Here is an 11,735-nt window from a genome sequence, read left to right as displayed (position 1 = left end):
AAGGGTCAGACCATGGGATGGGAACTCAAAGACGTCGAAAGGCCGTTCGTCGAGCAACTGGAAGGCCTGGGGTGGACGCACATCGCGGGCAGCATCGATGACCCCGCTGTCACCGGCCGTGCGAACTTCACCGAGGTGATCCAGGAAGGCGTGCTACGCGCCAAGCTGACAGAGATCAATCTGCGCGAGGTGAATGGCGCATTCGTACCCTGGCTGGACGAGGGTCGCATCTCCGAAGCGGTCGCTGCGATCACGCGCATTGCGCGGCCCAAGCTCATCGAAGCCAACCAGGCCGCAACGGAGTTGCTGCTGCTGGGCATCACGGTCGACGGCCTGCCGGGCTGGGATGGCGGGCGTGGCCAGACCATCCGCTTCATCGACTGGGACACGCCCGAGAACAACACCTTCACGGTCGTCAATCAATACCGCGTGGATTGCCCGCCCGGCTACAACAGCGGCAAGGCCTTCATCGTGCCGGACCTGGTGCTGCTAGTGAACGGCATTCCACTGGTGGTGGTGGAGTGCAAGAGCCCGTCCTTCCCAGAGCCGCTGAGTGAAGCCATCGACCAGTTGCGCCGGTACAGCAACCAGCGGCATGCCAACTACGAGGTGGAAGACAACGAGGGGAACGAGCCACTGTTTTTCACCAACCAGCTGCTAATCGCCACCAGCTTCGACGAGGCGCGCGTAGGCACCATCGGCGGCCTGTTCGAGCACTTCGCCCGCTGGAAGACCGTGACCCCAGCCCGCGAAGAGGACATTGCCGCCACCCTGGGGGTGGCCGCACTGTCCGAGCAGCAGCGCCTGGTGGCTGGCATGCTCAACAAGGCGAACCTGCTGAACATTGTGCGTCACTTCACCCTGTTCATGCAGGCCGGTGGGCAGATCATCAAGGTGGCGTGTCGCTATCAACAGTTCCGCGCGGTGAACAAGGCGATCGAACGCCTGCAGTGCGGCAAAACCCGTCTGCAGGATGGCGAGTATGACCGGCGCGGTGGCGTGATCTGGCACACCCAGGGTTCGGGCAAGTCGCTGACCATGGTGTTCCTGGTGCGCAAGCTGCGCACCAACGCCGTCCTGCGCCGCTTCAAAGTGGTGGTGGTGACCGACCGCAAAGACCTGCAGGACCAGCTCAGCGCTACGGCGACGCTGACCGGCGAAGTGGTGGAAGTGGCCACATCAACGGTGGCCGTGCAGAAGCTGGTGCGCCGCAAGGGCCCAGGGCTGCTGTTTGCCACGATTCAGAAGTACCGTGATCCAGATGCCGCCGGTGAGCCAGGTCTGACCGAGGACGACATCCCGGAGGGCTGGCAAGACGGGCAGATGGCGGTGAGGGAGCCTACGGCGGTAGCCTATGTAGCCAAGCCAGCCGCCAAGACCTTCGAGGTGTTGAACGAGGACGAAACCATTCTCGTGCTCGTCGACGAGGCACACCGAACCCAGGCGGGTGACTTGCACGCCAACCTGCTGGCCGGGCTGCCCAACTGCGCGCGCATCGGCTTCACCGGCACGCCGATCATCATGGGTGACAAGAAGCGCACCCACGAGATCTTCGGCGAGTTCATCGACCGCTACACGATCAAAGAGGCCGAGGAAGACGGCGCGACCGTGCCAGTGCTGTACGAGGGGCGTACCGCGCAAGGTGCCGTCAAGGACGGGGCCAGTCTGGACGAGCTGTTCGAGGACTTGTTCCGCGAGCGCAGCGCCGAGGAGCTGGAGGCGATCAAGCAGAAGTACGCCACCAAGGGACCGATCTTCGACGCCCCGCTGCTGATCGCGGACAAGGCGCGCGACATGTTGCGGCACTACTTGACCAACATCCTGCCCAACGGCTACAAGGCGCAGGTGGTGGCCTACAGTCGTTTAGCGGCGGTACGTTACGTGGCTGCATTTGAAACCGCGCGCGCTGAACTACTAGCCGAGGCCGAGGCACTTCCGCCCGAAGACAAGGCGCTGGACGACGAAGCCTTGTGTCAGCGGCCGCCCAAGGTGCAGGCCATCGTGCAGGCTTGGCGCTACCGCGACACCCTGACGAACATCGAATTCGCGGCGGTGATCTCCAGTGGCAACAACGACGATTCGGCCTGGAAGCAATGGACGGACTTGGCAGCCAACGAGACGCGGATCAAGCGCTTCAAGAAGCCGCTGTTCCACGCCAAGCCACAGAAGACCGATCCGCTAGCCTTCCTGGTTGTGAAGTCGATGCTGTTGACCGGCTTCGATGCGCCGATTGAAGGCGTGATGTACCTCGACCGCCCGATCCGCGAGGCCGAGTTGCTGCAGGCCATTGCCCGCGTAAACCGCACTGGGTTCGGCAAGCGCTGCGGCATCGTGGTGGACTACTACGGCGTCGCCCAGCACCTGAAAGAAGCACTGGCGGCCTACTCCGATGAGGACATCCAGGGTGCCCTGCAGAGCCTGAAAGACGAAGTGCCGGCACTGCGCGACCGACACCTGCGTGTGGTGGACCTGTTCCGCAGCCGCGACATCGAGTCACTCGAAGACGTTGAGACCTGCGTTGAAGTGCTTGCTGACGAACGGCTACGAGCTGAGTTCACCGTCAAGCTCAAGCAGTTCCTAGGTTCGCTGGACATGGTGTTGCCGCGCCCTGAGGGCCTGCCCTTCTCAAAGGATGCCAAGACTCTCTCGTACATCTACGCCCGAGCCCGCAACCGCTACAAGGACACGCCGGTTCTAGGCAAGGACGTAGGCGCCAAGGTCCGCAAGCTGATCGACGACCATGTGATTTCGCTGGGTGTCGATCCCAAGATTCCGCCGATTGCGCTGACTGACGCGGAGTTCGACACGCATCTGTCGCGCCAGGCGAATGACCGCGCCAAGGCGTCTGAGATGGAACACGCCATTCGCTCTCACATCCGCAAACATCTGGATGAGGACCCGGTGCTGTTTCGCAAGCTCAGTGAGCGACTGAACGAGATCCTTAAGACGCTGGCGGATCAGTGGGATGACCTAATTGCGGCGCTGCAGAAGATCATCAGCGACATGCGCACGGGTGCCTCCAGCGATGACGCGGGCCTGCCCGACATGCCTGAACACTACGTGCCCTTCCTGCGCATGCTGCTGGAGTCCGTGGTGGGCACCGAGCGCCCGAGTGATGAGCAGTTGCTGAAGATCCGCGACCTGACCGTGGAGCTGGTCGACATGATTGCTGGCGAACTGACTGACACCTTCTGGGAGCCGCACAAGCGGCCAGCGCAAGACGCTTTGGGGGCGCGCATCTTCAGAACGCTCCGCACATCCCGTCTGGTTGCGCCTGGTGATGTATCCGCCCTGAAAGATCGCGTGCTGGAATTGGCCCGCGCCAACCATGAGAGGCTGACCAAGGCATGAGCGTGCTGACCGTAGACGACCTCTCCTTCGAGCTGAAACCCAGCAGTCGGCGCAGAACGCTGCAGATCACCGTGGATCGCAGCGGTGAGTTGGTGCTGTCGGCACCGCCGGATGTCGAAGAGGAACGTCTGCGCGAGTTCGTCCTTGAGAAACGCTTCTGGATCTACACCAAGCTGGCACAGAAGGATCGACTGCAAAAGGCGGTACCGACCAAGAGCTACGTCGATGGCGAGGGCTTTCTGTACCTGGGTCGCAGCTACCGACTGCGATTGGTGGATGAGCAGGACACGGCTTTAAAACTGCTGAATGGCCGCTTCATGTTGCGCCGCGACCTGGTCGAGACCGCACGGGCCCATTTGGTTCAGTGGTACAGCGCCCGGGCCAAGCTTTGGCTGTGGGACAAGGTGCAGGACTACGTGGCACGCATGGAGGTCCGGCCCGTTGGTGTGAAGGTGCAGGATTTGGGCTACCGCTGGGGATCATGCGGCAAAGGCGACTGGTTGTACTTCCACTGGAAGACCATCCTGTTGCCCCCGCGTATTGCCGAATACGTAGTGGTGCATGAACTGGCGCACCTGCATCAACCGCATCACACGCCAGAGTTCTGGCAGCGGGTCGAACGCGCTTTGCCCGATTTCGAGCGGCGAAAGATCTGGCTGGCAGAACACGGCATAGACGTAGAAGGGATTTGAGACGATGGCACAGAACTATTTCAACAATGACCATTTCAAGCTGCTGAACAAGTGGAAGGGGACGGTCTATGACAAGACCAACCCGGAGCAGCAGCGCGTCTACGAGGAGCTGGGGCAGGCATACGACGTCACCAAGCAGTGGGCAGAGGCGCTGCAAGAGCAACTTTTTACGGATGGTTGGACCAAGACCGTTCGCAAGCCCACAGATCAATGGCAGAAGAAATTCATTCCCTACAACTGGGCCCGGATCTACCCGTCAAACAACGCACCTGAGGGGCTGGCTTACACCGTAGGAATCGATGCCGACCTTGGTTTTGTAGTCAAAATTGATCTGGTAGATATCAAGGTCGATGACCCGGTATTGCGCAAGAAGTACGAACAGATTCGAGGGCCGCTGAAGTCTTCGCCCATTGTGGCCATCAAGTCTGCCGACGACGGTCTCGCACTTGATTTTACTGCGCTGGTCGACTGGAGCGCGGAGGCTATCAAGAACTTCAAAATCAGCTACGACGATCTGGCTGATCAGTTGGGGCTGTCTGCTGATGCCGACAACGAAAGCCTGCTGACGCACTTCCAGGGGCACGAGGATTTCGTCGAACGCCAACCACTGTGGACCGCCACGACGACAGAGCTATTCGGGCGACTTGCCCGTGCAGTCAACGAAATGGGGTTGGACTGGTGGTTCACTCGGGCCACCAACAGCCAGCTACGCTTCGGACGTAAGGAAAAGGGAGCGATCAAAGGCGGGCCAGTCGGATGGCTGTTCTTGCGCAAAGATAGCATCCGGGTCAGTTGGTCTGCCTTTGCTGGGCTGGATGAGCTTGAGCAAACCGATCTCACCAGCGAGCTGGTTCAGCTCTTCGAAGCTGCTGACAAAGATGAAGGCAGTTGGCCGGCCAAGCTCGGACCGCGCGCGGGGCGCAACGGCTACTGGCCCGATGACTACGACATTGAAGACGAGCCCAAAAGCGACAAGCCACCAAAAAACGTCATCTACTACGGCCCGCCCGGCACCGGCAAGACATTCGACCTGCAAGCTCTGCTCGTGTCGGATTACACCGATGCCGAGTACGGCGAGCGCTACGAGTTCGTCACCTTCCATCAGTCCTACGGGTACGAGGAGTTTGTCGAGGGCCTGCGCCCCGTGATCGCCAAGCGTGGCAAAAAGCGCGCGGCGGACAGTGAGCCAGCCGCCGCGTCAGATGGTGAGGTGCGCTACGAGATCAAACCTGGAGCCTTCTTGAGATTGTGCGACCGGGCGCGCAAGAACCCGTCTCGGCAGTACGCGATGGTGATCGACGAGATCAATCGAGGGAATATCAGCAAGATCTTCGGCGAACTCATCACACTCGTGGAAGTGGACAAGCGCGAGGGTGCCAAGTATCCCGTCGCTGTGACGCTGCCCTACTCCGCAGAGAGTTTCAGCGCGCCTTCGAATGTTGATGTGATCGGGACCATGAACACAGCAGACCGATCATTGGCACTGGTCGACACCGCGCTTCGCCGTCGCTTCGAGTTCATTGAGTCAATGCCAAAGCCCTCGGTTCTGGCAGGCACCAGCGTCTCCCACAACGGCGTGGACATCAACATCGAGCAGTTGCTGACCATGCTGAACAAGCGGATCGAGGCCCTGTACGACCGTGACCACACCGTGGGGCATGCCTACTTCACGCGATTCAAAGATCTGCCAGAAGCCGATAGATTCAATGAGCTGAAGGCCGTATTCAAGAACAAGATCATTCCGCTGCTGGAGGAGTATTTTTTCGAGGACTGGCAGAAGATTCGACTGGTCCTGGGGGATAACCAGAAGCCGAAGCAGGAGCATCAGTTCGTGCATGAAATCGGCCGCGAAGAGGATCTACTGGCGCTCTTTGGCCGTGAGCACGAGCTGGATCAGTACGCGATTCGTTCTCGCTACCAATTGAACGCTGCTGCTCTTGATGAGCCAGACGCGTATGTCGGCATTTATGCAGTCAAACCTGACGTGACCGCCGAATGAATTCCCTGACGATCTTTGAGTTCGACAAGGTCGTCGAAGCAAAGGCCGGAGCGGTCGGGCTTACTGTGCCAAAGCGTGTCTTCGCATGGCTGGACACACAGTCTCTTAGAAGTGATGAAAATGCCCCTGGCTGGCTCAAGCCGACCCAACTGAAGGGCCAGCGCGCTATTCAGGTCACCAGCTATGTCGGCGTTATTCGTGCCCCATGCGGATTCCAGATCGAGGTACTGCCAAAGACAGGAAGGAATACGTCACCTGATGAAGCGCGTGCACTCCTCATCGAGATGTTGAAGTGCCTGGCCGGGTTTCGACACATCAAAACAGCCAATGCAGACTTGGTCGCTGAACGCATGCCTCTCCTGGAGGTGTTCATCCGGCAATTCCTGTTGGCCGTCGGTTCGCTGATCAAGCGCGGGCTGCGCAGTGACTATGTCGCGCGACAGGACAACCTCTTTGCACTTCGTGGCCGGTTGTTAGTGGCGCGACAGATCTCCCAGAATTTGATCAGGCGAGATCGGTTCTTCACTGAGCATGACGAGTTTTCGCAGGACCGCGCAGAGAACCGACTGATTCACACGGCGCTTCGCCATGTGCTCACTCTGTGCAGATCGCAAGAGAGCCAGCGTGTCGCTCGCGAACTCGGTTTCGTCTTCACGGATGTTCCGCTATCAGTTGATGTTCCCTTGGATATTCAGCGGATCAGACTGGATCGAGGTATGGGCTATTACGAGTCTGCACTGGACTGGGCGAAGCTGATCCTGCAGGGCCTCAGTCCTATCTCTGGAATGGGAAAGCATCATGCACCGTCGCTGCTGTTTCCTATGGAGGCGGTGTTCGAGGCCTATGTCGAGAAGCACTTGGCGAGGCAATTACGCGATGATTTCGTTCTGAAGGCACAGGCAAGCAGCCAGCACCTCGTTGCGCACGGCGATCAGCGATGGTTCCGCTTGAAGCCCGACCTGTTAGTAAAGCAGAAGCAAACCACACACTTGGTCCTGGACACGAAGTGGAAGCTACTGGATTCGGCGAAGAAGAACGGGCGCGAGAAATACCAACTTAGCCAGGCAGACTTCTATCAGCTGTACGCCTATGGTCACCACTACCTGGATGGCACCGGGGACATCGTATTGATCTACCCGAAGACGGACGCTTTCAACGATCCACTGCCAGTTTTTGATTTTCCCAAAACCAATGGGATGCGGCTCTGGGTGCTGCCGTTTTGCCTGAAAAGTCGGCAGTTGATGCTTCCCACTTCACCTGCGCTCAATGACTTTTTTATCCGGTCGGTTATGAACGACCTAACTCTGAGGCAAGAGGTTTCTTAGTCGGCTGCTGCGTTAAGCAGAAAAAAGAAAAGATTTGTAAAAGCCAGGACGGCTAGCCTTTTGGCTGCTCGTCCTGGCTTCTACAGACTTTAGCGTGAAGATCGTTGCAGTCGGCTGAAGACCCAACATGCCAACAGCACAGCTGCCAGCAATAACGGAAGCCGCACTACCAGAATCATCAATGCTAATGCGGTCACGCAGCCGGCGAAAATGCTGGTGAACATGATGACTACGGTCAGTAGCCGGAACACCTCATTGATCGACTGCTTCATAGCTGACCCCGCTCAGCCAGCGATACACAGCCCTCGCGGCCTACCACGATATGGTCAAGTGTGCAGATGCCAACCATATTCAGGGCATCCCTTAATTTGCCGGTCAGTATATGGTCGGCCTGACTCGGTTCGGGATCACCAGAAGGGTGGTTGTGCACCAGTATGACAGCAGCGGCATTGTCTGCCAGGGCGACCTTGACGACCTCTCTGGGGTAGACGATGGCATCATCCACAGTGCCTCGGAATAGTTCGCGGAGGGCGATCACTCGGTGTCGGCTATCCAGCAGCAGTAAAGCGAACACTTCATGCTCGTAGCCGGCAAGTAATGTTTGCAGGTGGCTGAAAACCTGTTTGGGCTCGGTGAGTCGGCGACCGCGACTTAGGCGCTGGCTTGCTAGTTGGTGGGCCATCAGCAGGATGTCGGTTTCGGTGACCGGTGATTCGATCAGGTAGGTGCCGGTGCTTTCACCGGCCTTGAGTTTGTGCAAGCGCATGTTCAGCTCCAGGGCTGGGGGCCGCTGTTAGGCGTTAAGGGATTGGTGTTGGCATTGGCTTCCAGCTTTTCCGCCAGACTGGGTTTGCCCGACGGCTGCGGTGTGTGTTTGGGGGATGGTGGCTCGCTGCCATTCTCGACGGAATAGAACTCCTCGACGATGACGCCGACGTCTTCCTCGCTGTCCTCGAACGCGCCATTGCCGAAGCCGCGCTGTGCTGCTTCATCCAATGCGGCCTGATCGAAGCCTGCTGCTTGCCGCTGTGAATCCAGCTCATTGGCGGCTTGCAGCGCCTCCGTCATGTCCATACTGCCGCGTACCGTCAGGTCTACGTAGAAGATCGGCGTGCCATGGCTCTGCCGTGTCGATTTTCCGCGCAAACGCAACTCTAACGGCAGACAGGCCAGGCGGTTTCCTGAGATGGCTTGGAAATACTGCAGGCGTGCTGCCAGGGTGCGGATGCTGTTGAATCCGGTGGTACGGAACACAAAACTGCCCAGCGGATCTTCATCGCCAATGACCACGTTCAGTCGGCCGTAGGGCTTGCAGGTACCGCCTTTGGCCAGGGGACAAGCATCCGGAGAGGGACAGGGCAGCGACTGCATGCCGTCCTGGGTGACGCGCTTGCAGGTTTCGCCATTGCCAACACAAATGGGTCGCCCGGATTGCCGGTCGAACAAGGTGTAGTCGGCGCGAAAGTTCAGCTCCGGTTCGTTGAACAGCAGGCGTACCGGGATGCTGCGCAGCTTGTCTTCCTTGCCCTGCCGCAACTCATAATTGAGCGGGTGCAGCAACCAGCCGTCCTTGCCTTGTACCTGGGAGGTGATGGTGAACTGGTCATCCTTCTCCGGCAGGCGTTTGGCGTTCTTCTCGACGACCTTACCGATGGAGATGCGTCCAAGCACTGGGGGCGTGATAGCCAGACCTTTGAGCATCGTAGTTCTCCTGAAAATGAAAAAAGGCCAGCCACGCACTGCGAACTGCATGGACAGGCCAAGGGGAGGGAATGGTTGGGAGAGGTTGAAATCAGCCGACCATGAAGCGCCGCGCACCGGGTTTCAGCAGCGGGTACTTGGCCTGCAGGTACGGCTTGTCTTGGAGCAGTTGTGCGACATCGAGACCGATGCCGTCCTTGGCCTTGCGCCAAGAGACGTAGCCGTTGGTAAACTCTGCTCGGCTGGCATCGCCCATGGCCTGCTGCAGCATCTGCTTTAGTTCGGCCTCGCGCTTTTCCTTGTCAGCAATCGATTGGCGCAAGGCTTTGAGCTCGACGAAGGCTGCAGTCAGCCCGGCATGGCTACTGAAGTCGACGACCTGGCCGTTGTCCTCCGGATAGAGGCAGCGCAGGGCCGCTTCGGCGGAAGCCGTGCCATCGGCCGGTGGTGGCGTATCGGTCTCCACGTAATGCCAGAACTTGCGCTCCAGCTCGATCAGGCGAGCGATCATCTGCTCGTCCCGCTCAATGCGATGAATCTCTAGCGTCTGGCCGCCCAGCAGCACCGCAACATCTGCCGCCTGCTTGCCGGTAACGGCGAGCTGGTGCATCACCTGCAACTGCACATACTCGGGCACGCCCTCTTTCCAGAGGCGTGCCCCATTTATGCCGGTGGTCTTGCATTCGAGGATCTGCACATCGCGGGCACTGATCACCTCGCGGTCGATGTTGGCCAGCATCCAGGGCAGTTCAGGATCCGGGTGCTGCAGCACCGCGTTGATGCGGCGTACTTTGTTCTTGCTTCGCTTGCTGTAGTGCCAGGCCACTATGGGCTCCAGGATGTTGCCCCAATACATCGGACTTTCCTCATCGTGGGGATCGGCCTTCGGCAGCGTGGTATCTCGGCCGGTTTTCTCCAGCCACAACTCCAGCTGCGATTTATAGGGGTTCAGAGCAACCGCAGCTGCAGCATCCGAACTGCCGATGCCTTGCTTGCGTATCTGCAGCCAATCCTCGCGCGGCAGCTCCTTGGTGCTAATCAGTCGCAGGGCAGGGCGTTTTTTGCTGGTGCTGCCGTTCAATGACGTTGTTTTCATGGTATTTACCTGCAGACATAAAAAAGCCCGACCAGCACAAGGCTGACCGGGCGCGAGGGGGATGAGGATTAGGTGGCGAGCTGCAGCGCTGCATCCAGCGCGCGTTGCTTTATCTGCGCGCCCTGGCCGAACCAGGCCGAGTCCATGCGGTACTCGTTGCTACGGGCGCGACGTTCGTGGTCGACGTACTCGGTTACGGCGTTGAGCAGGCCCCAGGCGGTACCGCGAGCCGAGTCCAGCTGACTGCCTCGGCCGCGACTTTCGTACAACTCCTGAACCTTTCGCAGAGCGCGTTCGTTGGGAAGTACCTCCGGCAGTGCGCCGGTCGGATTAGTCTCGCACAGCACGCTCATAAAGAAGCCCAGCGCCTCATGCCATTGCACTTTGCGTTCGGCCAGCGCACGCATGCGGTACATAAAGCCGTCCCATTGCGAGACGGCGATGCCGAGCTGCTTCTTTACTGCCTTCGGGTCGAAGCGGGTGTTGTGCGGCACCTTGATCGCGCGGCTGGTGCCGTCCAAGGCGATGGTCAATGTGTTGTTGCAGACCACCCTCACGGTGGTGGGTGTTGCCGTGGTAGACAGGGTGCCGTCGCAGGACGTGGCCAGCAGCAGGTAGCCGTTGACCTGATCGTTACCCTTGAGCGCAGCACCTTGACCAGTACGCGCCAGCGCCCAGAACTTGCGACCGCCCTTGAGTACTCCTGCAGTCTCCAGCTCGTAGCCGGAGATCTCGGTGAGATCGCGGTAGAACTCCAGCACCTCTCGCGGCTGCACGGTGTGGTAGCGCTTGGAAACCACCGACAGCGGTGCTTTGGTGTCCGAGCGGAATAGCACTTTCTGCTCGGGGAAGGAATGGATCGCGCCCAGGTGGCCGGCGGTCTCTGATTTGAAATGAACCGGGCTTTCCTGGATCTCCCAGTTCATGCCGGCTTCGCGTTGCCAAACTTCGACGGGTTGCTTCTGAGTGAGCTGATTGCCCAGGCCATGCCAGGGAGTTTCGCCAGCATAGGCCATAGTTTCGACGAGATGAGCCATGGTTGTAATTCCTTTAGGTGCAAGCCGGCATAAAGCGCCACGCACAGCGCAGCAGCGTCCGGTCGTAATAAGTAGAAGGGAAGTTGACTTGGTTAGGTCGGGAGATTGAAACGGTGGCCACATAGCAAGCAGAGGTTGTGGGCCAGGACGTGGCGATCGAGCGACTCACCCAGTTGTGCGCCAAGAGCACAGCCGCCGACACCACCGGCCAACCCGCCGAGGATGGCACCCGATACCGAACCGAGGGTGATACCGACAGGGCCGGCGATAGCGCCAATAAGCGCGCCCGTTTGGCCTCCAGCCAGCGCAGCACTGACGCCGCGCGCAGCACCACCCACGGTGCCGATGGCCGCGCCGACTTTCATGGCGTGATGGAAAGAAGCGACTTTGGGGGAATGACAGCGAGGACACTGCAATGACATGGGGCAAACCTCCTTGGTGGTGTAGTCAAGGTGGTTATGTAGGACTGAGATTTTTTCGAATCGAATAGCTGTATCGAACCGTTACTCTCGGAGGCGAGCGAAAGCAGCCGAT

9 protein-coding genes are annotated in these 11,735 nt (G+C 59.2%); 4 read left to right on the top strand and 5 right to left on the bottom strand.

The window, feature by feature from the left end; all coding sequences use genetic code 11:
* Positions 1-12 precede the first annotated feature (12 nt).
* The 4 genes from ACZZ0K_RS20255 to ACZZ0K_RS20240 are packed head-to-tail and all read left to right on the top strand — an operon-like array spanning position 13 to position 7,367.
* On the top strand, positions 13-3,351 hold the full coding sequence (locus tag ACZZ0K_RS20255) for a type I restriction endonuclease subunit R (RefSeq protein ID WP_463559285.1): 3,339 nt from the start codon (positions 13-15) through the stop codon (positions 3,349-3,351).
* On the top strand, positions 3,348-4,043 hold the full coding sequence (locus ACZZ0K_RS20250; protein WP_272603697.1) for a M48 family metallopeptidase: 696 nt from the start codon (positions 3,348-3,350) through the stop codon (positions 4,041-4,043). Before ACZZ0K_RS20255 ends, ACZZ0K_RS20250 begins: the two co-directional genes overlap by 4 nt.
* 4 nt (positions 4,044-4,047) lie before the next feature.
* Positions 4,048-6,042 (top strand): McrB family protein, encoded by a 1,995-nt coding sequence (locus tag ACZZ0K_RS20245; protein ID WP_463559284.1) that lies wholly within the window; start codon positions 4,048-4,050, stop codon positions 6,040-6,042.
* Positions 6,039-7,367 (top strand): McrC family protein, encoded by a 1,329-nt coding sequence (locus tag ACZZ0K_RS20240; protein WP_463559283.1) that lies wholly within the window; start codon positions 6,039-6,041, stop codon positions 7,365-7,367. The genes ACZZ0K_RS20245 and ACZZ0K_RS20240 overlap by 4 nt, the downstream gene beginning before the upstream one ends.
* 268 nt (positions 7,368-7,635) lie before the next feature.
* Here the strand turns inward: ACZZ0K_RS20240 and radC are convergent, their stop codons facing one another.
* The 5 genes from radC to ACZZ0K_RS20215 all read right to left on the bottom strand — a co-directional run bounded on the left by radC (position 7,636) and on the right by ACZZ0K_RS20215 (position 11,623).
* Entirely contained in the window at positions 7,636-8,133 is a 498-nt protein-coding gene (radC, locus tag ACZZ0K_RS20235) for a RadC family protein (RefSeq protein WP_460089843.1), read from the bottom strand.
* Positions 8,134-8,135: 2 nt separating this feature from the next.
* The gene (locus ACZZ0K_RS20230) at positions 8,136-9,068 is read right to left on the bottom strand and encodes a recombination directionality factor (RefSeq protein WP_463559282.1); all 933 of its coding nucleotides are present in this window, start codon (positions 9,066-9,068) and stop codon (positions 8,136-8,138) included.
* Positions 9,069-9,159: 91 nt separating this feature from the next.
* Positions 9,160-10,164: a YqaJ viral recombinase family nuclease gene (locus tag ACZZ0K_RS20225; RefSeq protein ID WP_463559281.1), complete on the bottom strand. Its 1,005-nt coding sequence runs from the start codon at positions 10,162-10,164 to the stop codon at positions 9,160-9,162.
* Between the two features lie 68 nt (positions 10,165-10,232).
* Positions 10,233-11,201, bottom strand: coding sequence for a DUF932 domain-containing protein (locus ACZZ0K_RS20220; protein ID WP_463559280.1), 969 nt, complete (start codon positions 11,199-11,201; stop codon positions 10,233-10,235).
* 92 nt (positions 11,202-11,293) lie between these two features.
* The gene (locus ACZZ0K_RS20215) at positions 11,294-11,623 is read right to left on the bottom strand and encodes a hypothetical protein (protein WP_463559279.1); all 330 of its coding nucleotides are present in this window, start codon (positions 11,621-11,623) and stop codon (positions 11,294-11,296) included.
* Between the last annotated feature and the right edge of the window lie 112 nt (positions 11,624-11,735).

This window comes from Pseudomonas sp. AC255, from assembly GCF_979258175.1.
This window is presented reverse-complemented; position numbering and strand designations above follow the sequence as displayed.

Coding starts and splice junctions, on each gene's coding strand:
- ACZZ0K_RS20255 (WP_463559285.1), top strand. CDS start 13: ATGGGATGGGAACTCAAAGACGTCGAAAGGCCGTTCGTCGAGCAACTG.
- ACZZ0K_RS20250 (WP_272603697.1), top strand. CDS start 3,348: ATGAGCGTGCTGACCGTAGACGACCTCTCCTTCGAGCTGAAACCCAGC.
- ACZZ0K_RS20245 (WP_463559284.1), top strand. CDS start 4,048: ATGGCACAGAACTATTTCAACAATGACCATTTCAAGCTGCTGAACAAG.
- ACZZ0K_RS20240 (WP_463559283.1), top strand. CDS start 6,039: ATGAATTCCCTGACGATCTTTGAGTTCGACAAGGTCGTCGAAGCAAAG.
- radC (WP_460089843.1), bottom strand. CDS start 8,133: ATGCGCTTGCACAAACTCAAGGCCGGTGAAAGCACCGGCACCTACCTG.
- ACZZ0K_RS20230 (WP_463559282.1), bottom strand. CDS start 9,068: ATGCTCAAAGGTCTGGCTATCACGCCCCCAGTGCTTGGACGCATCTCC.
- ACZZ0K_RS20225 (WP_463559281.1), bottom strand. CDS start 10,164: ATGAAAACAACGTCATTGAACGGCAGCACCAGCAAAAAACGCCCTGCC.
- ACZZ0K_RS20220 (WP_463559280.1), bottom strand. CDS start 11,201: ATGGCTCATCTCGTCGAAACTATGGCCTATGCTGGCGAAACTCCCTGG.
- ACZZ0K_RS20215 (WP_463559279.1), bottom strand. CDS start 11,623: ATGTCATTGCAGTGTCCTCGCTGTCATTCCCCCAAAGTCGCTTCTTTC.